The 26,527-nt window shown below is 42.5% G+C and carries 23 protein-coding genes; 3 read left to right on the forward strand and 20 right to left on the reverse strand.

The window, feature by feature from the left end:
• Window positions 1-2 precede the first annotated feature (2 nt).
• The 15 genes from ACHLI0_RS04800 to dnaN all read right to left on the reverse strand — a co-directional run bounded on the left by ACHLI0_RS04800 (window position 3) and on the right by dnaN (window position 18,172).
• Window positions 3-734 (reverse strand): glycosyltransferase family 25 protein, encoded by a 732-nt coding sequence (locus ACHLI0_RS04800; protein ID WP_113748374.1) that lies wholly within the window; start codon window positions 732-734, stop codon window positions 3-5.
• A 9-nt stretch (window positions 735-743) separates the two neighbouring features.
• Window positions 744-1,712 (reverse strand): polysaccharide pyruvyl transferase family protein, encoded by a 969-nt coding sequence (locus tag ACHLI0_RS04805; RefSeq protein WP_229036438.1) that lies wholly within the window; start codon window positions 1,710-1,712, stop codon window positions 744-746.
• On the reverse strand, window positions 1,712-2,863 hold the full coding sequence (locus ACHLI0_RS04810; protein ID WP_113748373.1) for a CapA family protein: 1,152 nt from the start codon (window positions 2,861-2,863) through the stop codon (window positions 1,712-1,714). Before ACHLI0_RS04810 ends, ACHLI0_RS04805 begins: the two co-directional genes overlap by 1 nt.
• The gene (locus ACHLI0_RS04815) at window positions 2,860-4,119 is read right to left on the reverse strand and encodes a hypothetical protein (RefSeq protein WP_113748372.1); all 1,260 of its coding nucleotides are present in this window, start codon (window positions 4,117-4,119) and stop codon (window positions 2,860-2,862) included. The genes ACHLI0_RS04810 and ACHLI0_RS04815 overlap by 4 nt, the downstream gene beginning before the upstream one ends.
• Window positions 4,109-5,677: a lipopolysaccharide biosynthesis protein gene (locus ACHLI0_RS04820; RefSeq protein ID WP_490748565.1), complete on the reverse strand. Its 1,569-nt coding sequence runs from the start codon at window positions 5,675-5,677 to the stop codon at window positions 4,109-4,111. The genes ACHLI0_RS04815 and ACHLI0_RS04820 overlap by 11 nt, the downstream gene beginning before the upstream one ends.
• A gap of 5 nt (window positions 5,678-5,682) precedes the next feature.
• Complete coding sequence (locus ACHLI0_RS04825) at window positions 5,683-6,771, reverse strand: chain-length determining protein (protein WP_113748371.1); 1,089 nt, start codon at window positions 6,769-6,771, stop codon at window positions 5,683-5,685.
• 4 nt (window positions 6,772-6,775) lie between these two features.
• A complete protein-coding gene (locus ACHLI0_RS04830) occupies window positions 6,776-9,187 on the reverse strand; it encodes an SLBB domain-containing protein (RefSeq protein WP_490748566.1) in 2,412 nt (803 codons plus the stop codon).
• A gap of 15 nt (window positions 9,188-9,202) precedes the next feature.
• Complete coding sequence (locus tag ACHLI0_RS04835; RefSeq protein WP_054960696.1) at window positions 9,203-9,571, reverse strand: UpxZ family transcription anti-terminator antagonist; 369 nt, start codon at window positions 9,569-9,571, stop codon at window positions 9,203-9,205.
• 45 nt (window positions 9,572-9,616) lie between these two features.
• The gene (locus tag ACHLI0_RS04840) at window positions 9,617-10,189 is read right to left on the reverse strand and encodes a UpxY family transcription antiterminator (RefSeq protein WP_225720939.1); all 573 of its coding nucleotides are present in this window, start codon (window positions 10,187-10,189) and stop codon (window positions 9,617-9,619) included.
• Window positions 10,190-10,742: 553 nt separating this feature from the next.
• Complete coding sequence (locus ACHLI0_RS04845; protein WP_490748567.1) at window positions 10,743-12,449, reverse strand: trypsin-like peptidase domain-containing protein; 1,707 nt, start codon at window positions 12,447-12,449, stop codon at window positions 10,743-10,745.
• Between the two features lies 1 nt (window position 12,450).
• Entirely contained in the window at window positions 12,451-13,194 is a 744-nt protein-coding gene (gene rlmB / locus ACHLI0_RS04850; protein WP_008762416.1) for a 23S rRNA (guanosine(2251)-2'-O)-methyltransferase RlmB, read from the reverse strand.
• Between the two features lie 33 nt (window positions 13,195-13,227).
• A complete protein-coding gene (recN, locus tag ACHLI0_RS04855; RefSeq protein WP_195365130.1) occupies window positions 13,228-14,895 on the reverse strand; it encodes a DNA repair protein RecN in 1,668 nt (555 codons plus the stop codon).
• A 37-nt stretch (window positions 14,896-14,932) separates the two neighbouring features.
• The gene (gene coaBC, locus ACHLI0_RS04860) at window positions 14,933-16,135 is read right to left on the reverse strand and encodes a bifunctional phosphopantothenoylcysteine decarboxylase/phosphopantothenate--cysteine ligase CoaBC (RefSeq protein ID WP_055220916.1); all 1,203 of its coding nucleotides are present in this window, start codon (window positions 16,133-16,135) and stop codon (window positions 14,933-14,935) included.
• Entirely contained in the window at window positions 16,135-16,914 is a 780-nt protein-coding gene (locus tag ACHLI0_RS04865) for a 3'-5' exonuclease (protein WP_008762413.1), read from the reverse strand. Before ACHLI0_RS04865 ends, coaBC begins: the two co-directional genes overlap by 1 nt.
• A gap of 133 nt (window positions 16,915-17,047) precedes the next feature.
• Complete coding sequence (gene dnaN, locus ACHLI0_RS04870; RefSeq protein ID WP_008762412.1) at window positions 17,048-18,172, reverse strand: DNA polymerase III subunit beta; 1,125 nt, start codon at window positions 18,170-18,172, stop codon at window positions 17,048-17,050.
• A 152-nt stretch (window positions 18,173-18,324) separates the two neighbouring features.
• Between dnaN and ACHLI0_RS04875 the strand changes: the two genes are divergently transcribed.
• Window positions 18,325-18,699: a DUF3127 domain-containing protein gene (locus ACHLI0_RS04875; RefSeq protein WP_008764919.1), complete on the forward strand. Its 375-nt coding sequence runs from the start codon at window positions 18,325-18,327 to the stop codon at window positions 18,697-18,699.
• Window positions 18,700-19,365: 666 nt separating this feature from the next.
• Here the strand turns inward: ACHLI0_RS04875 and ACHLI0_RS04880 are convergent.
• From ACHLI0_RS04880 to ACHLI0_RS04900, 5 genes are all read right to left on the reverse strand, one after another.
• The gene (locus tag ACHLI0_RS04880) at window positions 19,366-20,943 is read right to left on the reverse strand and encodes a DUF3352 domain-containing protein (RefSeq protein WP_011107741.1); all 1,578 of its coding nucleotides are present in this window, start codon (window positions 20,941-20,943) and stop codon (window positions 19,366-19,368) included.
• 83 nt (window positions 20,944-21,026) lie between these two features.
• A complete protein-coding gene (locus ACHLI0_RS04885; protein ID WP_011107742.1) occupies window positions 21,027-21,785 on the reverse strand; it encodes an MBL fold metallo-hydrolase in 759 nt (252 codons plus the stop codon).
• Complete coding sequence (gene murB, locus ACHLI0_RS04890; RefSeq protein WP_008762408.1) at window positions 21,782-22,777, reverse strand: UDP-N-acetylmuramate dehydrogenase; 996 nt, start codon at window positions 22,775-22,777, stop codon at window positions 21,782-21,784. The genes ACHLI0_RS04885 and murB overlap by 4 nt, the downstream gene beginning before the upstream one ends.
• 19 nt (window positions 22,778-22,796) lie before the next feature.
• Complete coding sequence (locus tag ACHLI0_RS04895; RefSeq protein WP_008762407.1) at window positions 22,797-23,645, reverse strand: DUF4348 domain-containing protein; 849 nt, start codon at window positions 23,643-23,645, stop codon at window positions 22,797-22,799.
• Window positions 23,642-24,598, reverse strand: coding sequence for an NAD-dependent epimerase/dehydratase family protein (locus ACHLI0_RS04900; protein WP_008762406.1), 957 nt, complete (start codon window positions 24,596-24,598; stop codon window positions 23,642-23,644). The genes ACHLI0_RS04895 and ACHLI0_RS04900 overlap by 4 nt, the downstream gene beginning before the upstream one ends.
• Before the next feature lie 137 nt (window positions 24,599-24,735).
• On the opposite strand from ACHLI0_RS04900, the gene kbl reads away from it, so the two are divergent.
• Together kbl and ACHLI0_RS04910 are read left to right on the forward strand one after the other, a co-directional pair.
• Complete coding sequence (kbl, locus tag ACHLI0_RS04905) at window positions 24,736-25,923, forward strand: glycine C-acetyltransferase (RefSeq protein ID WP_490748568.1); 1,188 nt, start codon at window positions 24,736-24,738, stop codon at window positions 25,921-25,923.
• Between the two features lie 128 nt (window positions 25,924-26,051).
• Window positions 26,052-26,459: a DUF2721 domain-containing protein gene (locus ACHLI0_RS04910; RefSeq protein WP_008762404.1), complete on the forward strand. Its 408-nt coding sequence runs from the start codon at window positions 26,052-26,054 to the stop codon at window positions 26,457-26,459.
• Window positions 26,460-26,527 lie beyond the last annotated feature (68 nt).

The following is a 26,527-nucleotide window of genomic DNA, read 5'->3' on the forward strand; positions in this document are numbered from 1 at the left end:
TCTTATGGTTTTTCATATCGTTTCATAAAATATAAAACTTTTAAGAAAAAAGAATGTATATATATTCTCAGTTTTCTTATCCACATCCCTCGACATTGTTTTTTCTCCTCTTGATTAATAGATGTCGGATGCTCTCCACTCCAATCTTGATCCAATAAATGTGGTAAAAAAGCATATATTTTTACACCTTTTTTCCGAATATAAAACCAATCATCGGCTGTTATAAAAGGACGAGACTCTATAATCAAAGAGGCAGCCGCTCTATTTATAGCATAAGCATGAGTAAGAAAAGCATCATATACATTAGCTACACGGTAATGCCCTTTAATCGCCTTTGTACTTAAATACCAATACCATCCAGACAAAAGAACAATACGAGGTTCATTAGTGATTAACAGTTTTTCTAACTCTGGGAGAAGAAAATCAATATTCTGACGAACTATAATATCGTCTTCCAATATCAGTACATATTTTTCCTTTGATTCTAGTAATCGCCTATAACACTTTTGATGACTTAGAGTACAACCAATTTCTCCAGGGCGAACCTCCTTAGCATATCGCAAGCGGAACTTTTCATAATCAAAATTCTCTTCTAGTTGTTCTCTATTCATCCCCTTCCCATTTACAGCTTCTATAAATTCACTTGATAACGAAGGAGGTAGCAAAGCTAACTGCTTCTGCATATAGTTTCTACGTTCTATAGCTTCTTTAAGGTTTATAATATAAGCTTTCATGAAATAAAATTATTTACAAGGGTTTACACTATCCAAATCCTTTAACCATGTATCATAAAAAGAAGAATTTTTTCCATATGAATTATCTAGAAAATAGACTCTCTTATATAATAGCACAGATAATATCATAACATGAAGACGCGTTGTATATATTAAGTGGTAGCAACTAATAAAACGTACCCCAAGTTCTATCATTAAAGGACGAAATTTTTTAAAAGCCATTATATCAACTAAAGAAATTATTAAGCGGTTTGACATTTTATATTCTCTCATTTTCTGCTGTAGAGATATAAGTCTAGTGTACATATTTATTCTTAATGAAGGAGATTCTAAAGAAGGCCAATCTCTAATATCAATCTCATTGGAGATAAAGTTCTCTTTATCTAATTCGCATCCCATTTCTTTATCTAATCGTCTAACATATAAAGTTTTAATTTTCTCATCAACTGACCATTTTTGCAAGTAATCCAAATCAATACAAAAGGCCATATCTGGTAATAACAATATCTTATTCAGAAAATTTTCCCTTAGTATATTGTAGGAAGATAAATCTCTTGCACAAATAACCATTTTCTCATGCATAGCCATCTTACGAGCATCCTCTTTAATCAAAAATATATTCTCATAATGAACAGATTGCGGAAAGATTATTATTCGATTTTCGGGATATCTTTCTATCACTTTCAATCGAAACTCCTGCATATCACGCCATAAGTCTCCAAAATTACCTCCACCATGTAACAAAATAATAGTATCTAAAGATAGTTTTGGAAAAGTACATGTATTACATGACGAATATCCGAGACATTTATAAGGCAGCTTTCTTAAGAAATTCCATTCTCCCTGCCATATTAAAGTATCTCCTATATTAGTATGATAAGGTAAATCCCATAACACATAATCACTATCTATCAATGGGATTAATTGTTTTTCTATTTCAGCACGTAATCTTTCAATTTTTTCTTTCGCTCTCATCATCAATTAAAATTGTATTCTTTTTGTAATGTAATGGTATCCTCTTGATTGTCTATAAATTTTCTAACAATACGTTCATTATCATTCAATAGTTTTCCTCTCAAGATCAAATCTTCTTCTTTGCAGATTAAGTCATAAAGAGAATAAATCCGAGCTATTCGATCTTCCTCAACTATTGATTTACAAATTTCGAAACTGACCTCAACTGTATCTGACTTTTCATAGAAATTCAGATGTAAAATTATGGAATAATCAGCTAAGACCTCAGAGTCATTCTCATGATGAGCTGTTTCTGACCCTGGATATGAGCAAAGATTTCCTAACGAATAAGCAACGAAACGTTTCTTTCCTGTTTTCTTCCCTAAATGAACCACATGAGGATGATTACCAATAATAAAATCTATATCTTGTTTTGATAACCATTTAACCAAAGATAATGTATATGGATCAGGAGTATTATTATATTGTCCTCCAGAATGCATGCACATTATTATATAATCAGCATTTTTCTGCCTACACTTCTGAATATCCTTACGTACCTGTTTTTTATATGATAATGCATGAAAAGAATAACTACTTTTTTCTTTAAATATATCATGAAGTTTATTCATGATTCTGGTTAAGTATTGTTTTTTCCGAGGAATCTCCCTTTCTTGATCTTGAAACAAGTTTACCATATAACGATCTTCACCTAAATACTCACCATTTAATGATGCATTGGTGCCATAAGTATATGATAAAAAAGCAAATCGAAGTCCGCCAATATCTTTTATAAATATCTTTTCCTTATCAGATTTCTGTGCATAAGTTCCAATGTGCTCCAGCCCATACCGATCTAATGTTTTTAAGGTATTCAATAGCCCTATTTTTCCTCTATCCAAACAATGATTATTAGCTGTTGTTAATAGATTGAATCCTGCTTTTTTCAGACTTTCAGCAAGACAGTCAGGAGTGTTAAAACTCCATTTATGACTAGAATATACTAATTCTTCACCAGCTAAAGGTGTCTCCAAATTACCTATTATATAATTTGACAAAGAGAAACTTGATAATATATTTCTAAAAATTGTATCAAATCCATCCGAATGTGAACAGATAGCCTCCTTTTGCTCAGGCTCTATTAAAATATCTCCTGTAAATGTCAAACGTATCATCTCAATATATACAGTTTTATTTTAGAAGCTATTTTTCTACATTTAGCAGCCAGTAATAAAATCTTCTTTGGAATGGTATTATTAATTTTATTAAAATCAAAACCATAAATCCATTCCAAATCACTTCTTTGAGGTATATTATCCTTATTTTCAATAAATCTATCTTGAATATCTTGCCAATAAGGTATACAAATCATTGGATTCATTATTAATCTTTTTTGAATACGAGAACCTATTGTTCCTATTTTATTTTCGACATTTTTAAATCCATATTGAGAAGGAGATTCTCCCTCTGCAATTATTCCAAAAATTGTTCTATAGCATTTTTCACAGTTACAACAATTCTCTCCTCCTGAGCTTTGCCAACAGACTCTTAAAACAATTTTCTTGTGACTTTTTTTTATATAATTACAAATATGAGTAATTTTTTCTTGACGATGAAATTCATATTGATCATGCACTACCTTACAACAGGCATACTCAACATTATTATCAATTGTTGGAGAGCTAGCACACGTTACATCATCATCTTTGGTATAAGAAGAAGCTATATAAACAGTTTTTAGCTTTAAATTAAAAGCTAATGGAGCAGCATGTCCTATCAACCCTATACCATGTTGAAAACCATGCCACCAAGAATCACCAGACTGCACAACCAATAAGTTTAGCATTCCTTCATTTATGAAAGTTCTAAAATTAGTCTTTATATATATTTTTTCTAAACCAAACATCATCGCTGTTTCATCAACGTGTTTCCGCACATTATTCCACCCCAATTGATCATCTATTTTTATATCAGATCCCCATAATGTTAACAAAATAGGACTCTCATCAACATGGGCAATTAAAGAAGCAAAAGCATCTACTCCTCCACTGAAAAAAACAGCAACTTTTCCTGTGGGTTCTTCGTTATTTTCAATAAGACATTTTACCTCAATACTACCTTTAAAATTCATCATTGGATACATATCTATGTATCCTTGTTTAAATCTATTTATACTATTATAAAATGTCCTATCTAACTCTTCTACTTCTAATATAGCATCAGTTAACCATACAATTGGTAATACATTAACAATGAAAGGAATTACAGCAATATTCTTAGGAACTCTTTCTATATTCTCATTATATTCTATTCGAAAAGTGTTCCCTTTTTCAATATTAAAATACTTACAGCAATTACCTTCTATCAAATAACAAATTTCAATGCTATATTGATTTATAATGACAGAATTAATAGAGATTCTATTTTTCATTTCTTTTATTTTTAATACCTAATTTACATATATGGTTAATCATTTGTTTTTTAATCCATATTCTTTCATCTCCGTTCAGTCCTATCCAGTAACTTATTATTACGGTTCCACCTAATGATAAAATAGTTACAAGAATAAAACGAATGAATCCTGCATTTAGTATCACCAAAATTACAAGAGGTATAATACTTGAAAGAGCAGCAACAAGTAAAGAACGCCCTACTACCTCTGTCAAATATTTAAATACCGGAAAATCAATCATTCTTTTTAGTAATATTAATCGAGTAAACAAGGCTATTATATAAATAAAAAACTCTATATAAAATATAACTTGAGGAGCACTTCCTAATTTAAAAAACAAAAAAACAACAGGAAGATTCATCAAAAATAAGAGACTCATAACCATCTGATAGTTTCTAATTTTACCAGTAGCTAAGGCACCATATACAAGAGTTCCAGACAGAATATCACAAAGTGTACAAATCAAAATCAAGCGACAAAACACTATACCATATGTAGGAATATTCTTCAACCATATATTTAAAATAAATTCTGTCTCAAATATAAATGGAAGAGCCAAAAAAAATAATAACAGGAAAGAGAATTTTGAACTTTTTATAATGATCTTTCTCATTTCATCCAAATATTCTTGAGCATATGACTTTACAATTTGCGGATTAACAGCCATCTGAAAATTGGTAACGAAAGATATTATTGCCGTATTCACCTGAACTGCAATTCCTCGTGCAGCATTCAAGGTTGGTCCATAAAATATATTCAATAATATATTAACTCCTTGCGTACGAGCTATCAAAGCAATATTTGCAGATAAATTCCAACCTGCGTAACTTGTTAGTGAATAAAACGTGTTTTTATCAAACACAAAATGATATTTACATTCACTAAATTTGCATTTACAATATATCCTGTAAAATAAAGCTATTACAACAGTTACAGAGAATATGAAAATCGCATATAATTTCAATTTATCATATCCTATCCACATCAACATAAACACAACCAATAACTTCAAGCAAACTTCTATAATACTCATATATGCATAGATATTCATTTGCTCTCTAGCTATAATTATTGCATTATATGGAACCTGGATAACAGAAACAACAAAAGAAAAAATAGAAAATTGATAAACCCATCTAGCTGCATCCATTCGTTCTTGTGGAATATTCATATACGTATTGAGAAACCATATGCCTATTGTCTCTGCCAATAATAGCACAAGTATAGCCACTCCACAATGGATAGACACCGTTAAACTAAATGTATTCTTTAATAGCTGCAGATCTTTTTTTCCAATAGCATAAGATAAAAAGCGCTGTGTGGAAGCAGCCATAGTTCCATTCAAAAAAGAAAACATTGTCACAATCCCCCCCACTACATTATATATACCAAAATCCTCTACTCCAAGTACTTCTAATACAACTCGTGAAGTATATAATGCTACTAACATTGTAAGCAACATTCTTATATACAACATAAAGGTATTTTTAGCTATTTTATGCGTATTTTGAGAAGACACAGACATCTTTGTTTTCACACACATTATCTTTTTAAACTATCAAATATCTTTTTTCCAAATAATCCCCATCCTAGCATAACAAAGATTGATAAAAAAATAAATAACAAGACATACACTTTCATTCCCAATCCTGAAGTTTTTAAAGGAATTACAGCTGGTTCGACCACAGCAAACACAGGTTTTTCTTCTTGAACTTTAGCTCTAGCAACTTGCAATTGATTAGCAACTTGACTATAAACTTGATATGTCAAACTCATTTCATTCTGTAAACGTTCTTGCTCAGCACGTACACTCTGGAGAATAAGATTATCATGTGAATCAACGTATTCCGCATATTCTTTTTGAGCCGTATAATATTCCTGCTTTCTTTCTTCAAACAACTTTTCTAAATAAGCACAATCCTCTTTGGCCTTTGAAGTCCGATAACCAATAATATATTCTTGTAAACTGCGAACGACAGAATCTGCAACAACAGCAGCTACCCTAGGATTCTGTAGCGTAACACTAACATTTGTGATCGCAGTCTTTTTATCAATAGTAGCTCTAATACTCTTCTTCAAAATATCAATTTGGGCTTTTTCTTTCTTTGTTAGTCTAATTACTCCATTCTGCAATTTCTCGTTAGAGTATTCCTTTTTATCTATAAACAATGATTTTACTCCACTTACAGCTAGACTCGGTAGACCTGCAATATAACTCCACCAAGGCGAAGATTCTGTCATTAAATAATTAGATAATGTTTGTGTTTCTCCGCTATCTATTATTCTCATTTTTAATAATTCCAATAAAAAGGGAGTAGATGATACAATATCTGATGATAAAGAAGCATTTAATGCATCAGTACTATTCCCCATACCAGCACCTCCACCTAGAAATGAGGCTGCCAAACTTGTTATTCCACTACTTCCTTTATCGCTCCCCATCTCTGGTGAAAGAGTTACAGCAACTGTATACTGCTTAGGGATACTCAAACCTACAATAATACCAAACACTAAGCCAACAGCAGTAGCTTTATAAAGTTGCTTACGAATAGCCACTATTTTACGAAGAATATATACTAAATCAACTTCTATTCCCTCGATTTTATGATCTACTGACCGACCTTCTGACATAATATTATTTCTTTATAAGATTAGCAATAGAAGCAATCATCATACCCAAAGAACTGAAAGAAGTAGCATAACCTAAAATATTAGCTATGTTCCCTTTCTTCTTAGCCTTACTAGGCACAATAATCTCACATCCCGGCTCAATCTGTTTCTTACCACTACCCTTAACCTTCGTCACCTGACCATTCATGTAAACAATGAATTTCTTACTCTTCCTTGCATTATCAGAATAACCACCGGCCTGATTCAGGTAATAATCCACATTCTTGCCCTTCATATAAGAAACCGTATTCGGAACCATGACAGCACCATTGATAGTTACAGTATTAGTATTCTTAGGTATAAAGACCACATCACCTTCACGTAGGACAAGGTCGGCACTACCCTTAGGATTAGTCAAAGCCTTCTCCAAATCAATACCTACCGTAAAGGTATCCTCAACACCAATACCCAAAGAGTCAATCATGGCCTCACCCAATTGTCTGCTCATCAGGCGAATCACGTCACCCATACGTTTCTTCTCACCCGCACTTGCCACACGGGTCAATTTCGCACCACGAAGATAGGCAAGACTGGTAGGACCACCCGCTTTATTCACCAGATCGGAAAGACGTTCCTCACGGCTGGTCATGGCATAATTTCCTCCAAACAATATTTCACCATCAATGACTACATTCTGTTGCGCCTGATAACCCGGACTGCGACGGACATAAACTTCGTCATAAGGCTGAAGGATAAAACCGGGCTGACCGTCGATGACAAAACCATCCTTTAAAGAGAAGGTATACATCTGACCGATAGTATCATTATCCGCGATACTACGGGGATTCTTGATTCGTCTCGACACATCAATGCGGACAGTAGAGGCGGCTTCTTTCAAGCCACCGGCTTGGATGATCAGATCCTCAAGTGTCATGTTATCAGCATAGGGATAGGAATCCGGTTGGGCGACCTCACCGTGAACTGTGACATTGCCACGGTCTTCCAGATCGTGAATGCTCGGAATGTAGAGGATGTCATTCTTCATCAGGGCGAGGTTCGGGGAAGTACCGTTCATGATAGACCTGATGTCTATCTGAACAACTTCACTGGTCAGGTCCTCACGCTGACGATAAAGGACGGCACGATTCAGGAAAGCGTCACCGGTCAGCCCCTGAGCTTCATGGACAAGTTCGCGGATCGTGTTCAGTTTACCGCTGAGCTGGTAGATACCGGGACGATAGACAGCGCCACGGATTTCCAGTTTGTTTGTGAAGCGGTTAAGGATGGCTTCGGCTGTTACAACGTCACCGTTACGCATTGTGTAGATGCTGTAGTCCATATCCTTGACTGTGTTGACTTCGTATTCCTCACCATTCTGACGGACAACACGTAATGAACGGGTGTAGGCGTCAGCTTCAAAGCCGCCGGCATATTTGATTAAAGTGGCAAGGTTCTCGTCTTTCTTCATTTCGAAACGCATAGGACGTTTTACCTTACCGCTGATCTTTACCAAGACATCATAGGCGGGGACGATAACCACGTCACCTTCCTGTAGGCGGATGTCATCCTGTGTGTTGCCTTTCATAATAAATTCGTAGACGTCGATGGTGGCGATATTCTTTCCGTTGCGTACCAACTGAACGTTTCGGAGGCTGCCGATATCACTCACACCGCCTGCACGGTAAAGCGCGTGGAAGACGGTAGAGAAGGAAGAAAGGGCGTAGGTACCCGGCTGCACGACCTCTCCCATCACGTTGATCTGGATAGTACGGATATTACCCAAAGTCAGACGGATGTCGGAAGTAGGGTCGGTAGTATTGTTCAGACCGTTATAGATCTTATTCAGGGCGCCCTTCAGATAGTCGTTGGCGGCGGAGACTGTCATACCGCTAAGGTTGACAGGGCCGATCTTCTGAATGTTGATGGTGCCTTCAGGAGAGATCTGCTGGCGGATCGTGTTTTGGCTGGCACCCCAGATATCAATGATGACTTCATCACCGGGACCCAGGCGGTAGTTGGCAGGAGTGGCAAGATTGACACTCGGCTCGAACGTCAGGTTGCGGGTATTGAAGATGTTGCGCCCGAAAACCTGGTCCTCACGGGCCAAATCTTCCGTAGTCGGATGATCTTCCAGCATGTCGGAAGTATTCTCCTTAGTCTCTTCACGAAGGCGGGACTCGTTGATATCCGTACCCGTGGATTGGGAGGTGTTTACATTGTTCTGCTGCTCATAGAGCTGCTTCACACGCATAGCCTGTTCCTTGGTCACACCTTTACGCGCAAGCTCGGAAGCAAGCTGTTTCTGTTCCTTGCCTTGCCGGATACCGTCCTTTACATATTCCAGTACCTGTGAGTCACTCATGGACTGGGCCATAAGCGAGCCACTTCCCAGCATAGAACAAAAAAGTAGAATGCTAAAAAGTCGTTGTATTTTCATTGACAAATAAAAAAGTTAGTTGGTTTCACACAGTTCCTGCATACCATGACAGACGGCAGACAACTGTTGTTTAAGAAGAGAAGGGGGAAGAACATCAAGAAGGGTCAGAGAACGCTGCAAGACAGACCGTTTTCTATCCTCGTCTTCCGGATTGGCGTACATCGACACATTATATCCCTGAAGGATGGCCAAACACAGGGTAGCATCCTGTTCCGGTGTCTTCCCCCGTTGTGAATATAAATCGTTTATCTTTTCGTGAATTGATTGTTGTAATGCAGAAAGGTCATCGGCGTATACATACCCATTTTTATCACCGATGTGAAGTAAATGATCTGCCAGATGTTGCAGTTCATCAATATTTTCTTGTAGTAAAAAACTCACCATACCCCTTTTATTCACTTAATGCTTGTTTCACTTATATTTAAACCCTTATTTCTCCAGAGGCTCTACACACCCTACTGGTATATCTACAAAAGCACATCCCAACATAGTAAGCCGGACTGCTACTTTCGATTTTCCATTTACTGTAACCAATTCTCCTTGAAGTCCGGATAATGGCCCTTTGATAACCTTAATCTTGGTTCCTGGTGACAAGGGAGTCGTACTCATATTAATCGCCTCGTCCGAATAGTCTAGCATAAATTTAAAGCGGTGCATCTGTTCATCCGGAATGACAGCAGGAGTACTTTCTCCACGCAATACCATATATCGGCTGATAGAGCCCAATGTCAAAACTTCTTTCTGTTCATACATATCGACATGCACAAATATCATCATCGGAAGAAGAACACGCTCGACTACCTTTCGACGATCACTCCATTGATGCACTTCTTGCTGAACAGGAAGGAAGTTTTCAATACCCATTTTAGATAGTCGCTCACTCGTTTTCTTCTCATGAGAAATACGTACCAAAGCCACTAACCAACGTTTATGGTGCGCTACGCTCCTGCCAGTCACATCTGCCGGCAGAACTTCTTGAATGTCTTTTTTACTAAAAATCATCTATTTACCCCACACTTATTCGTTATTCTTTAACAAACAGAAACGAATAACGGTGCAAAGATGACCATATTTACCAATATACGCAAATAAAAAACAATAATATTTTCGTTAAACGACCATAATTAGAGGGAAATATCTGTTTGTTTCATTTTCAACACCTATTTATTATACCATTTACGAACAATGAAATATTCGACATTTTCATTACCCAGCCCCCAAAAAAGAATTAAAAACTCCACCTCTATCAGAAGATTTTACCATGAAAAGAAAAAAAATAACTATTCTGAGAAAAAAAATAAAGAAAGGATGCAGTATTCTATAAACTGCTGCATTTAACTTATAAACGGGAGAAAAAAAAGAATCAAACCTATATATCATATTAAGACCTGAAACCTGAACTTGACAAGTGGGGAGAAATTAGAGAGAGAGAGTATTTTACAAACGTCCCCAAAAACGAGAACCCCTGCCGACTGTAGAAGCCGGCAGGGGTTTATTTTTACTACTAAGGAGTCCGAAAAGAAAGTAAGACGTTATTCTTTCCAAGCACCTCCGCTTATTTACAATATTTTTTTATAAGTTCATCCACATTCGGATCACCCAGCTCTTTCGCTTTATTGAAGTTTCCGCAAGCTTCGTCCGTCTTCTTCAACTGTATCTGACAAAGGCCCAACAACCGGTATGCTTCCCCATATTTCGGCTCGTCTTTCAGAATTTCATTCAGTATCTTCATGGATTCTTCATAACGTCCTACACGCAGATTAACCACTGCATGTTCTGCCCGATAAGTCAGATCTTTAGGGCTCAATTCAATCGCTTTCACGATATCATCCAATGCACGCTGATATTGGCGGGCTTTCAACGCAGCCTGCTCACGATAATAATAGAAAAGGTCATTGACCTGTCCGTTCACAGCCTTATAATAAGCATCATAATCGAGCATTGCATTTCTTGCCTGATCGTTATTCATATACATCTGTGCACGTTCCAGCAGATAAGGAGCAAAGTTTGCCGTGACAGGCTGCGGACAACGAGCAATGCAACTGTCCATCAATGCCAACACTTCTTTGGCATCTGCCTTCAGCAATTCTTTCGTCTTGGCGGCACTAAAGAATGAGGCTGCCGAAGCCAGATTGCTGGCATTCACCTTCTCATAAGCGGCCAAAGCGCCTGCATAGTCCTGCTGTGCAAAAAGTATATCTCCTTCCAACTGCGTATAAACGGGCAAAGGATCGATAGCCATCGCCTGACGGAGATTCTTCAAAGCCGTATCATACGTCCAGTCTTTATAAGTCGTTTCCGGTTTCGAGAGCTGATAACCGTATATCAGTTTGGCGATATTATAATACACATCATCCTTTTTAGTCGCCACCTTCAAGGCCTGATTAAAGTCGGCTACAGCCTTATCAAAATAAGACTGGTCATCCTTACCTTTCGCTACATAATAATTGGCACGGCGGATATATCCATCGGAACTAGCAGGGAACTGGCGAATGAAATCATCCATCAGCTTCTCATACTCATCAGCTGACATCTGTGTGGAAGCCATAAACAGATACACCAATGCCTGATCCTCCGCTTCGGGCAATCCTTTCCGGATACCGATATTCTTCAGAGCAACGTCTCCCAAAGACAGAGCACTAATCTTCTGCGACATTGCAAAAGCTGCCCCTGCCGCATAACAAGTCGTTACCGTATCCGCACCGGAGGACTTCTGTGAAATACCGAACACCTGGCCTTCCGCATTCATCACCGGGCAACTCACCATCTTGTCTTTCATCTGCATACTCAAGGTATAGTAATGATATTCTCCGGCAATCTTCGATACATCCTTCACTTTACCCGAAACGCAGGCAATGCTCTTCTGTGTAGAATAAGGAAGCATCCATGCGTCAGCGCCTGCAGCCGGAGCAGTAGTCGCCACTACCAGTGACGGCACTTTCTTCTCGGTGATGGCCACACGGAACTTGATCACATCGTACATATCATTTGCTCCCAAAATCAGGCTGACCGGCATTTGCTTGCCTTCGGCTGTGACAATCACCGCACGCTCAGCCCCTTTGAAGAGACTGTAGTCAGAGAGAGCCAGTCCGTCTTCGGATACGAAAAATCCGTTTCCGGTATTCAGCATCTTGTCATTCTTATCATAAGTTATTACTGAGAAAACAGCACGTTTCGCCTTCTCCACCCATTTCGGGGTTTGCGCCAGACCGCTCTGTACCAAGAGGAAAAGCGCTAAAGGTAAGATTAAAAGTTTCTTCATATCAGTCGTTGTTTCTTTGTTTCACAGCTTCATAAATCAAAATACCGGCAGCTACGGAAACATTCAGAGATTCGATAGTTCCCAGCATCGGTATTTTCACCCATTCGTCACAGAGAGCCAGATGATCATATGATACACCGGTGTCCTCCGCTCCCATGATGATACACATCGGTCCCGTATAATCGGCTTTCGTATAGTCATAATCTCCTTTCTCGGTAGCGGCAACGATACGGAAACCGCTGTCCTTGAGATACTGCAAAGTCGCACGCAGATTCTGTTCACGGCAGACAGGCAATGTATGCAACGCACCTGCGGAAGTCTTCATGGCATCGGCATTCACCGATACGCTGCCACGCGCAGGAATAATCACCGCATCCACCGCGGCACATTCGCAGGTACGGGCTATCGCACCAAAGTTACGCACATCCGTTATGCCATCCAACATCACAAAAAACGGATTCTTGCCTTGCTCGAATAAGAAAGGAACGAGGTCTTCCGTCTTCTGATAGGTCACAGAGGAAATGAAGGCAACCACACCCTGATGATTCTTCCGTGTGATGCGGTTGATACGTTCCACCGGCACACGCTGAACAGGAATCAGCAATCCTTTCAATGCTGCGAAAAGCTCTTTGGAAAGATCACTTTGAATGTCTTTCTTAACGAGGATCTTATCAATTTCTTTTCCAGCCTGAATGGCCTCTATGACGGCACGGACGCCGAAAATCATTTCACTTTTATCGGTCATTGTAATTTTGAATTATAAATTTTGAATTATGGATTATGAAGTACGGGCCAACAGGGCCTTCGCATTGCTGAGGGCAGCCTCGGTCAATGTGGCTCCGCTCAGCATGTGAGCGATCTCCTCTACCCGTTCTTCATCGGTGAGACGGCGGATATGGCTGTTCGTTTCCGTATCGCTGTCCTTCTTATATACTTTATAATGAGCGCGCCCGCGAGCTGCGATCTGAGGCAGATGTGTGATACTGATCACCTGACGGTTACAGTCACCCATTTCCTGCATCATATCCGCCATACGGTCGGCTATTTCACCGGAAACTCCGGTATCGATCTCATCAAATACAATCGTAGGCAGTTTCACCGCACCGGCGATCATCGCTTTGATAGAAAGCATCACACGCGCGATTTCACCTCCGGAAGCAACGGAAGATATGCTTTGCAACGTTCCGTTCTTGTTGGCGGAGAACAGGAAGTTGACAGTATCCTCCCCCTGTATGCCCGGTTCTTTCTTCAACCCCATTTCCACTTGGAAGCGGACGTTGGGCATACCCAGCGGGACCAGCCGTTCAGCCAGTTGTTTCTCCACTTCACGGGCAGCGGCCGCACGGGCTTTTGTCAGCACGGCAGCTTGCTTCTTCACCCGTTCGTATTGGGCTTCCTTGCGGGCAGTCAGTTCGGCTATGCGATCATCATAAGAGGTGATCTCGGACAACTTACTGCGATATTGGTCTGCCAAGGCCATCAATTCTTCAAGTGTCTGTACCCGATGCTTCTGTTGCAGGGAGTAAATCAGATTCAGACGATCGTTCACTTCGTCCAGACGGGTAGGATTAAACTCGATGGATTCTCCCTGCGCTGAGACTTCCTGCGAAATATCTTTCAGTTCGATGTAGGCACTTTCCATGCGGTCGCTCAGTTCTCCGGCAGGCTGATACACCTTTTTCAGATTATTCAGCGTATTCAGATTATCTTTCAGGAAAGAAAGCAGTCCGCCTTCGTCCGAGAAAAAAGACTGTTCGATGCGGTAAAGCCCCGCTTTGATCTCCTCGGCATGACTCAGAGTTTCCGCCTCCTGCTCCAGTTCACTCTGCTCCCCTTCCACCAGATGAGCTTCCTCCAGTTGTTCCAGCTGGAAACGAAGATAGTCCTCATCCGTCCGGCTTTGCTCGGCAAGTGCCGTCAGCTCGGACAATTCACGGTCGAGCAGCTTCCATTCATTATACAGTGAATGATATTTCTCCAGCGCATCATCGTTATGAGCCAGAATATCAAGTACATTCAGCTGGAAACCTTCTTTATTGAGCAAAAGATTCTGATGCTGTGAATGTACATCGATCAGTTGTTCGCCCAATTCCTTCACCTGTGCCAGCGAAGCAGGCGTATCATTAATGAATGCGCGGCTTTTGCCGGACGCCTGCACTTCGCGCCGCAGGATACATTCCTCGTCGTCGTATTCCAGTTCGTTCTCTTCAAAAAACGGGCGCATACCGTAAGCCGAGATATCAAAACGTGCTTCGATAATACATTTAGAAGCTCCACGACGAATCGCTTTCACATCGGCACGCTGTCCGAGCAGCAGACCGATGGCTCCCAGAATAATCGATTTTCCGGCCCCCGTCTCACCTGTGATGACCGAGAAGCCTGTTTCAAAACCGATATCCAGTTTTTCTATCAATGCGTAATTCTGAATATAAAGTGAACGTAACACCTTCTGTAAATTAAAAATTAAACCTAAAAAATAAAGATCAGTGAGTCAAGACAGCAACCAGATGGTCGATGATATCTTGCGCTACTTCCTGTTTGGGCTTCAAAGGATAATCCTCGCGACCTTTGCGATCAATAATGCTAATCTTGTTTGTATCGTGACGGAAGCCGGCTCCCGCGTCATTCAGAGAATTGAGGACGATAAAGTCAAAGTTTTTACGTTCGAGCTTTCCTTCGGCATTCTGCTGTTCGTTATTTGTTTCGAGGGCAAAACCCACTAACAGTTGATTGTCTTCTTTGATCTTTCCCAGACTTGCAGCAATGTCCTGCGTAGCCTGAAGATGCAAGGTCAGTTCTTCTTCCTTCTCCCGTTTGATCTTTTTGCCGGCCACCGTTTCCGGGCGGAAATCGGCGACTGCCGCACAAAGAATCCCCACGTCGGAAGTCGGGAAACAGGTTTGCGCTGCCTCATACATTTCCTGAGCAGATTCCACATCTATCCGGTGGATACGCGAATGCTGCGTTTTTAGTTGCACCGGTCCGGCGATCAACGTCACCTCTGCCCCACGACGGGCACATTCTTCCGCCAAAGCAAATCCCATCTTACCGGAAGAATAATTGCCGATAAAACGGACCGGATCGATCTTTTCGTAAGTCGGTCCGGCAGTTATCATAATTTTCCTTCCCTGAAGTTCAGCACTCGCAGAGAAAAACTCGTCCAGTACACGGATAATATTTTCCGGTTCTTCCATACGCCCTTTACCGACCAGATGACTGGCAAGTTCACCCGTTGCGGGCTCAATGATGCGGTTGCCATAGGAACGCAATATATCCAGATTCTTCTGTGTAGAAGGATGTGCATACATATCGAGGTCCATAGCCGGTGCAATGAATACCGGAGCTTTGGCCGAAAGATAAGTGGTTATCAGCATATTATCTGCTATCCCGTTCGCCATCTTTCCGATGGTGGAGGCGGTAGCGGGTGCGATCAGCATGGCATCCGCCCACAGACCCAAGTCCACATGGCTGTTCCACGTACCGTCCCGTTGGGCAAAAAACTCGCTGATGACCGGCTTACTGGTCAAAGCCGAAAGAGTGATGGGAGTAATAAATTCTTTTCCCGCCGGAGTTATGACTACCTGCACTTCCGCTCCTTGCTTTATCAGCCCACGGATAATGTAACAAGCTTTATAAGCAGCGATGCTACCGGTTATTCCAAGAATTATCTTTTTTCCTTTTAGCATTATTTTGTAATCAAATTACTCATTTCACGCAGACGGATCTTAGTCAGCACCGCCTTGGTATTCAACGTGAAATCACTGTTTAAAATCCAGCTGTAGTATCCGGGGTCTTTCTTCAGCACCTCGGCTACAGACATTCCTTTATATTTTCCGAAATTAAATACTTCCACACCATTGTCGTCATACACCATCCGTCCGGCAAAGTCCACATTCTTAGTGAAACTTGAATATTCTGCCAGGAAGGCGATGTCGTTCTGAAGATCCGGATAGCGGTCGAGCTGTGCTTTCAGCACCTCATAAGTGGCACGTGTATCGGCCTCGGCCGTATGGGCGTCTTCCAGACTCTTTTCGCAATAGAACTTATAGGCAGCCGAAAGGGTACGCTGCTCCATCTTGTGGAAAATCACCTGTACATCGACAAACTTGCGCTTCGTCATATCGATATCTACACCGGCACGAAGAAATTCCTCTGCCAATACCGGAATATCGAAGCGGTTAGAGTTGAATCCAGCCAAATCGCAACCTTCAATGTCACGGGCCACATTCTTTGCCACTTCCTTGAAAGTCGGGCAGTCCGCTACATCGGCGTCATAAATGCCATGTACGGCAGAAGAGGCTTCAGGAATATGCATTTCGGGATTGATACGCATGGTTTTCGTTTCCTCATTCCCGTTAGGATATACTTTCAGATAGCAAATTTCAACGATCCGGTCTGTGTTGATATTGGTTCCCGTTGTCTCCAGATCGAAGAACACAATCGGGTTTTTCAAATTTAATTTCATTTCTTTCTTTAATGGATAATGGATAATGGAGAATTGATAATGGATAGGAAACATAAAAAATGGATAATTCCTGACCACTGACAGCGCAGCTCATTATCCATTATCCATTCTCAATTATCCATTAAATAATTAATTAATCGTTCAGCATCATCGGCATCAGCAGCATCAGCAAGTCTTCATTTTCTTCCTGTTCTACCGGCACAATGACTCCGGCACGCGACGGGTCGGCAAGCTCGATTACCACTTCATCGGCCGAAATATTGTTCAGGATATCGATGAGGAAAGTAGACTTGAATCCGATGCTCATAGCGGCACCCGAATATTGGCAAACTTGTGTTTCTTCGGCAGAAGTAGAGAAATCGATGTCCTGTGCGGAAATCACAATCTGATTTTCCTGCATACGCAGCTTGATCAAACTGCTTGCCTGTGAAGAAAAGATAGACACACGGCGCAAAGCTCCGATCAGTTGCTGACGGTCTACAGTCACTTTATGAGGGTTGTTCTGCGGAATTACCGAGTTGTAGTTCGGATAGCGTCCTTCGATCAGACGGCAGACCATGCGGTAGCTTTCCAGCATAAACACAGCGTTGCGTTCGTCAAATTCGATGGTTACTGTTCCCTGTTCTTTCGGAAGCAGGTTTTTCAGCAATGTAGCGGGCTTCTTCGGAAGGATGAACGCGGCACGTTCGTTTCCTTTGGCAGCCAGCGTTTTGCAACGTACCAGCTTATGACCGTCCGATGCCACCATCGTGATGTCTTCTGTTGTAATATCGAAATATATACCGTTCATTACCGGACGGAGTTCGTCGTCGGCAGTTGCGAATACCGAACGGTTGATACCACCCAGCAGTACACCTGCTTCCATCTCCACGCGGACTGCATTTTCGCCCAGCACAGCCGACTGCGGAAATTCGTCAGCATTCTGTCCCATCAGACTATACTTTCCGTTCTGATACTGCACGGTGATTTCATAATTGTCCGTGTTGACGTAGAATGTCAACGGTTGTTCCGGAATTTCTTTCAGTGCATCAAGCAATGTTTTCGCTACTACAGCAAAACGCCCGTTTGTATCGCTTTCATTTACCTCAACGGTTGTCACCATGGTCGTTTCACTGTCAGAAACAGTCACAGACAATGTTCCGTCTTCCAATTCGAAGAGAAAACAATCGAGAATAGGCAGCGCATTCTTTGAGTTAATTACACGACTGATAGCCTGTAAATGGCTGGAAAGAGCAGTACTTGAAACGATAAATTTCATATATTTTCGAGTATTTAAGTTTTGAATTATATATCGCACAAAGTTACGAAAAAAGATTCGTGCTGCCCAAGAAAACGAAAGAAAAAACAAGCATTGTGTGAGGGATATTCCTAAAAAATTGTAACTTCGCCGCAGAATTTAAAATTATCGCAATGGAATTTACAGGAAAAATCATCGCTATCCTCCCTCCGAGAGGTGGAGTTTCAAAGACTAGCGGCAACGAGTGGAAATCACAAGAGTTCGTAATCGAAAACCATGACCAATATCCGCGCAAAATGTGTTTCGACGTATTTGGCGCCGACAAAATCGAACAGTTCAACATTCAGATGGGCGAAGAACTGACCGTATCATTCGACGTTGACGCCCGTCAATGGAACGACCGTTGGTTCAACAGTATCCGTGCATGGAAAGTTGAACGTGTAGGCGCAGGTGCTCCTATGGCTCCGGGTGCTCCCGTTCCTCCCCCGGCTCCGTCTGCTACCCCGGATTTCACGATGGGTGACGCAAAAGACGACCTGCCGTTCTAAGAATTAAAAACAATCTGCATAAAAAACTCCCGATGGAACTATTTCTGCCAGGAGTTTTTTTTATGACTGTCCCCTGCAGTAACCAGACACCGGGCTGAAGTGAATTCACCTCGGGACCAACGCAGATTCAGCAGCGAGCTGAAAAGGATTGAGCAGCGAGGCGAAGAAGATTGGACAGCGAGACGAAAAAAGCCCCATGAAGGTATGCCAAAAGTCAATAGTAACTAAACTCTCCTCCTTCAGGAAGGAGGAGTACCCGTAGGGGGAGGTGGTAGGTGAATACATAATCCTATCATTTACAAAAAAAATAGGAACAAACATTATTTCTCCTACCACCTCGGTCTTCGACCACTCCTCCTTCCCGAAGGAGGAGAATAGAGACAGAATCGACTTTTTAGCCCCCACTTTAGTTCTTTTGACACCCCTTCATGAATTCTCTCAAAGGCATCTTACGGAATGGAATAAAAAGTGAATCAGCGGCGGCAAAATTCTCTATCTTTTTTCTTATTAATTCTATTTCTTTAGAATAGAATTATATACTCTTCTCTACTCTACTGGTTTCCATTCGGTTTTCGCGCCCTGCCAGAAGGCGTTTCAGAGCTTTTAGTTTCGCAAATTAAGAGTTGTTTTTCCCCTCTATTTTTCGCCTGTTTTTTTCATCGAATTCTATTCGGATTTATACTTCAAAACAATGTTGGGATAAACCACCCCGTCCGCACAAGTAAACTGCGCAAAAAGAATGAAATTACGGAAAAATTCGGAGTTGCGGAGAAAGAATTCCGGCACGTAATGAACCTGATGTCCGGACTGTTCGAGTACGTGCCCAAAGTCCGCCATCAACATGAAATGATACGAATCGGACAATCCGTCCGTCCCCGCCCGATAAGCCAAAGCGCCGTCAAGCACTTCGTCATTATCCAGCTGGCGGATATATCGTGACAAACTATCTTCATCGGGGGCAAGCAGTAAACGTCCGCCATAAAATGTAGCGAAAACATGCAAGGACGGCTCTACAAAACTGGTTAGTTGCGTAAACAACGTTGTTTGAGGCAACCTGTACACAGGGTATGCTTTAGAGGGAGTATAACAAAAAGTTATACGTGAATTCCGGCCTGTTCCTTCCTCTGCCGGAGCCGTATTTACCAAAGAGCGCAACATCCTTTCCGCCTCAGCCACATCCATCACCGAGAGACTTAAAACAGCCGCAGGCCCCATCAGAGAGTCTTCCCGCTGGAAAAGACAAGCCACCAAATCCTGCCCCGTATTCTCTGCCAGATAACGTGACAATTCCCGATCCCGATTCAGCACTTCACTCGTTCTGCCTGCCGTCGCATATTCCTGCGTACCGCCATAGGAAAGCAGGGATGCCCAGTCCGTAATGCCCTGTTTACTGAAATAAAAAGCAGTGGAAGGCAGTGTCTCGCCCGGAAATCCTTTGACAGATTCCTGCTGGCGGATTACATTTATAAAGTTAAAACAAGTATCTACATAATGGCTGACTCCGGAGAAATAAATGAAATCATCCTTCAGCTTCATATCAAACTCCGTCCATCCCATCATTCCTGCCAGACGAGTGTAGACGGTAGCAACAGTCGGACTTTTCTTCGGCGCCCGCACTTCTTTAAAAGCAGAGTCGGCAGCCAGCGACTTGCCGGTTTTGCGGATATCTATCACCTCCTCTATCAGCTTTTTCTGACAACTGAGCACCAGAAAGTCTTCCGTCAGATAGCAGGCGAGAAAATCACCGTCCGCCATCGGATAGATAATGATATCTTCACCCTTATAATCGAATGTTTTCGGAGGATAGCCCGACGAAACATATTTCTGCACAAAACGGTCGATCAGCGCACGGTCTCCATTCCCCAACCGGCAGTAAAGCACCTGATTACGATCATTGTCCGGCTCATGGAAACTGATCAGCATCTGATTCATTTGCCTGCTCAGACCGTGAGGAGCATCTTCGAGAAGAGAATAAAGATATTGTTTCAGATAAGAAAAGAGTTTGGAAACATAAAGATACTGGTGATCCCGACTACAGGTCAGCTCATCCACTTCCATTACAAATTCGGCTACATCTTCCGTCGCAAACACTGCTGAAACAGAGGACGGAACCAAGGTATAGAGATCAAAATCCTTCTGATCCTCGGCAGCCGACAACCTAAAAAAAGAGTACAACGCAAAACCTGAGCACAAAAGTACAACAGAAGAAGTGATCGCTATTTTCACTATCGTACGAAGTTTCATAATATTTGCTGTTTATCGGCTAGGGGCAAAAATAATAATTTCTACAAAGAAAACAAAACTTTTGCTAAAAAAATCACCAATAATCAGAAAATGATTTCCATTCCGTCATATGTAAGGTGAATATTTTCAGGAAGCTCCTTCTCTACCTTCTTGTGCAGCCCCATATCATGACTCATGTGGATGAAGTATGTCTCCTTTGCCCGAATACGTTCTGCCACCTTCAATGCCTCCTCCAGATTCTGGTGAGTAGGATGAGGAGCGATACGAAGCGCATTCATAATCAGAACATCTATCCCTTCCAATTGTTCATACGATTCTTCGGGCATGGTCAGCATATCCGTGATATACCCCAGCCTGCCGATACGGTAGCCCAAAATCGGCAGCCGACCGTGCATCACCCGCAAAGGCACCACTTCCGTATGGTGGATGGAAAAGGCGTGCCCGACCTCAATTTCCTGCAAGGGAATATCAGGAACACCGGGATAACGGTGATCGACAAAACAATAAGGCATCCGCAAACGCAATGCGCGTGCCACATATTCTTCGGCATAGATAGGAACCGCCCCGAAGCGGCAAAACGGACGCAAATCATCCAGCCCGCCCACGTGGTCATAATGTTCGTGCGTAATGAGCACACCGTCTATCTTCTCAAAAGGAAGGTGTAACACCTGCGCCCGAAAATCGGGCCCGCAGTCTATAAGTATCCGCGCATCTTCCGTCTCAACGATTGCAGACGCACGCAGACGATTATCCTTCGGATCGGCAGAAGTGCAGACCGGACAGGTGCATCCAATCTGAGGAACTCCCGTCGATGTTCCGCTTCCAAGTATTCTTACTTTCATTTCCCAACCAAATTTACTTCCGGATGAATGTCTATGCCGAATTTCGCACGAACAGAAGCCCGTACCGCATCCGAAAGCGCAAGGATGTCGCTGCCTTTCGCTCCGCCCCGATTAACGAGCACCAAGGCCTGCTTGTCATGCACTGCCGCCGGACCTAATGCTTTTCCTTTCCAGCCACACTGATCAATCATCCATCCTGCCGGAATCTTCACTCGTCCGTCATTCAGTTCGTAGAAGGGGATTCGGGGAAATTCCTGCTGCAAGGCTTCCAGTTTTTCGCGCGGAACGATGGGATTCATAAAGAAACTACCGGCATTTCCCATCACTTTCGGGTCGGGCAATTTGCTTTCACGGATATCGATAATCACTTTCCGGAGTACCGGCAAGGTCAGTTCGGGATACTGTTCGAGTTCCTGACGGATGGTGCCGTAATCTAATGTATAACGTTCTTCCTTGCTGAGCCGGAAGCAGACATAAGTCACAAATACGGATTTATTCTCCGGACGTTTGAAAATGCTGTCGCGGTAGGCATAGCCACATTCATCTACAGCATAAACACGCTCCTCACCGTGAATGTTCACTGTTTCGACAGAGGTGATCAAGTCTTTCACTTCCACACCATAGGCACCGATATTCTGCACGGCACTCGCTCCCACTTCACCGGGAATAAGGGAGAGATTTTCCGTTCCATACCAGCCATGCTCTACACAATATCCTACAAAATCATCCCAAACCACGCCTGCTCCTACCCGCACGGCTACACTCCGTTCATCCTCTTCCGTCACCTCGATCCCTTCGATGCGGGAATGTAAGACCAGCCCTTCATAGTCTTTGACAAAAAGCAGGTTGCTTCCGCCGCCTATATGCAAAAAAGGTGTCGTAAGGGCACCTTGAGCTATCAATGTCTTCAGTTCTTCTACCGAAGCATATTCCTGAAACCGTTCGGCATAGACATCAATGCCGAACGTATTGTGTGATAAAAGAGAATACATATCTTCCGTTTTTTCGTTGTTAAATACTGGTATCTTCAAACTTATACAGTTGCCATTCGCCTGCTTTCCGCCTGAAATATAGAATATTAGAGAAGCCGTTTCCGATTCCCTTCAAGGCGAGAATCTTTGTCGGCGAGTTATCATCATTCCGCTGTCCGTAATTGATATTCGAAAGGCGGTCTGTAGGCAATGCTGGCTTGAAAGCAAACCACTGGTTCAAATCAAGAGAAGTCTCTAGAATAGAGAAGTCATCGTCCGGATCTGAGGTGACAAAAGCCAGAGGCTCCTGCACACGCCGGCTTTGAAAAAGGCTGTCGGCAGCAAAATGACTGAAAAACTCCACAAAGTCTTCATTTTCATTCCGCTCAACAGGGCGCAGATTGATAGCCTCCAGTATCCATGCCCCTTTGATACGCTCAAAATAATACTTTTTCACCATTCGGGTTTTCACGAATATCCATTCCACCTGAACGGAGGTCAGTGAGGTGTCCCCCACCAAATCCATGTCTTCTTCTTTATCAAACAGGAGCGTATAATAATGCTGTTTGGTAAATAAGTCATCATGCTTCCAGTTGCGTTCTTCGATATTGGTTTTCTCATCTCCCTTGTAATAGGGCAACGGAAACTTGACACGCTGACGCTGCAAGGCATCATCGGAAGCAAAATTATAGATAAAATCGTCGAAAGATTCGTCCGCTTCTGTCGGTTTGGGCTCTTCCGGCAATTCCTCCTGATGGATCGAATCGGCTTTGTGCCGGATAGAATCCACCTCTTGAGTGATAGATGCAAAGGGGTCGATGTTCGTTTTCTTGTTTCCACAGGAACCAAGGATAGTGAGCACCAGAACCCCCGCAATTAGTTTTTTCATTTTTTCAGTTTCTCTCTTAGCTTTTCAAGCATATCCACCGTCATGCTTTCCAGATCGTAAGCCGGCTTCCACCCCCACTCCTCGCGGGCGCAAGTGTCATCCAGACTATCGGGCCAGCTGTCCGCTATGCGCTGCTTCAAAGGATCTACATCATAGATCATCTCGAACGCGGGCACATGCTTCTTGATGGCATGGAAAATCGTCTCAGGGTCGAAACTCATAGAGGCGATATTGAAAGCGTTGCGGTGTATCAGCTTGGTCGGATCTGCTTCCATCAGCATGATTGCTGCGTTCAGCGCGTCCGGCATATACATCATATCCATTAAAGTGCCTTCTTTGATAGGGCACACAAATTTTTCTCCTCTTACTGCCGAATAATAAATATCGACAGCATAATCGGTGGTTCCTCCTCCCGGAGGGGTCACGTTCGAAATGATGCCCGGGAAACGGACAGCACGTGTGTCAACACCGTATTTGTTAAAATAGTAGTCACTCAGCAACTCTGTCGTTACCTTGGTGACTCCATACATAGTACGGGGACGCTGGATAGTATCCTGTGGTGTCTGTGTATGAGGCGTGCTTGCACCGAACGATCCGATAGAACTGGGGGTAAATACCGCACATCCCTGCTCACGCGCCACTTCCAAAACATTCCACAGTCCGTCAATACCAATTTTCCAGGCTAGCTTCGGCTTGGACTCAGCCACCACCGATAGCAGTGCAGCCAAATTATATATGGTATCAATGTGGTATTCCTTCACCACCGATTCAATCATTTCACCATTCGTTACATCGACAACTGCCGACGGTCCCGACTCTTTTAACTCTCCTTTGGGCTCTGCACCCTGGATGTAACCTGCTACTACGTTTGTGTTTCCATAACGCCTGCGTAACTCCATCGTCAACTCGGATCCTATTTGTCCGGTGGCTCCAATAATCAAAATGTGTTTCATTTTTCCTTTTAAATAAAAGTGTTAAGCTAAATAGTGCGCAAAGTAAGCACTTTTTTTTCAGATTTAAATCAAAAAGATATTGTTTATTCCAAGAAAAATCGTGTCCTTTGCACCATTAACTTAATCACTCAAACATTATGTACGGTAAAATGAAAGAACACCTCAGCCAGACACTGGCTGAAATTAAGGAAGCCGGACTTTACAAAGAAGAACGACTGATCGAAAGTGCGCAGCAAGCTGCCATCACTGTAAAAGGAAAAGAAGTGCTGAATTTCTGCGCCAACAACTATCTGGGACTGTCTAATCACCCCCGTCTGATTAAAGCTTCTCAAGAAATGATGGACCGCCGTGGATTTGGTATGTCATCTGTCCGCTTCATCTGCGGAACGCAAGATATACACAAGGAACTGGAAGCTGCTATCTCAGATTATTTCCAGACAGAAGACACCATTCTGTATGCAGCCTGTTTCGACGCCAACGGAGGTGTGTTCGAACCGCTTTTCAGCGAAGAGGACGCCATCATCTCGGACTCTCTGAACCATGCTTCTATCATCGACGGTGTACGTCTTTGTAAAGCGAAACGCTATCGCTATGCCAACGCGGATATGAAGGATCTGGAAAGATGTCTGCAAGAAGCTCAGGCACAACGGTTCCGTATCGTTGTTACCGACGGCGTATTCTCTATGGACGGCAATGTAGCGCCTATGGATCAGATCTGTGACCTGGCCGAAAAGTATGATGCACTCGTGATGGTAGACGAATCGCACTCCGCCGGTGTGGTTGGTGCTACGGGCCACGGTGTCAGCGAGCTGTACAAGACTCACGGACGCGTAGACATCTATACAGGAACACTGGGCAAGGCTTTCGGAGGCGCATTGGGAGGATTTACCACCGGCCGCAAGGAGATCATCGACTTACTGCGTCAGCGCAGCCGTCCTTATCTGTTCTCCAACTCGTTGGCTCCGGGTATCATCGGTGCAAGTCTCGAAGTATTCAAGATGCTGAAAGAAAGCAATGCGCTGCATGACAAGCTGGTAGAGAATGTAAACTATTTCCGTGACCAAATGACAGCTGCCGGATTTGACATCAAACCGACACAAAGTGCCATCTGCGCCGTTATGTTGTATGATGCCAAACTATCCCAGATTTATGCCGCACGCATGCAGGAAGAAGGCATTTATGTGACGGGATTCTATTATCCGGTCGTTCCGAAAGAACAGGCACGTATCCGTGTACAAATCTCTGCCGGACACGAGAAAGCACACCTCGACAAATGTATCGCTGCTTTCATTAAGGTTGGCAAAGAATTGGGAGTGCTGAAATAAGTAATAAGTAATAGGTAATAGGTAATAATCGTAGCTGCCGGTAGCTTTACCCGCATGGCATATTACTTATTACCTATTACTTATTACCTATTACCTAATTATTTATTACCTATTACTTATTTTTCAAGATGGAAGAACTTACGCTCACTACTCCTGCTTTGCTTTTTTCGGCTGTTTCGCTGATTTTGCTGGCTTATACCAATCGTTTTTTATCGTATGCGCAGCTGGTGCGGCAGTTGCGGGACCGCTATATGGAAAATCCTACGGATATCACGGTAGCACAAATCGAGAATTTGAGGAAACGGTTGAATCTGACACGCACGATGCAGGGACTGGGGATAGCAAGCCTCTTTTTCTGTGTAGTCAGTATGTTTCTTATTTACATCGGACTGCAGTTGTTATCGGTTTATGTATTCGGACTGGCATTGATACTGTTAATCGCTTCTTTGGGTGTATCCTTCCGCGAAATACAGATTTCTACCCGCTCGCTGGAGATTTATCTGGGAGCTATGGAAAAAGGAAAGATAAAGAAATAGCCCGGCAGGGAAGTTGATAAGTAAGATAAAAAAAGAAGCTGTCTGAATATAAACCCAAACAGCTTCTC

The organism is Bacteroides sp. RCH18 (assembly GCF_058231005.1).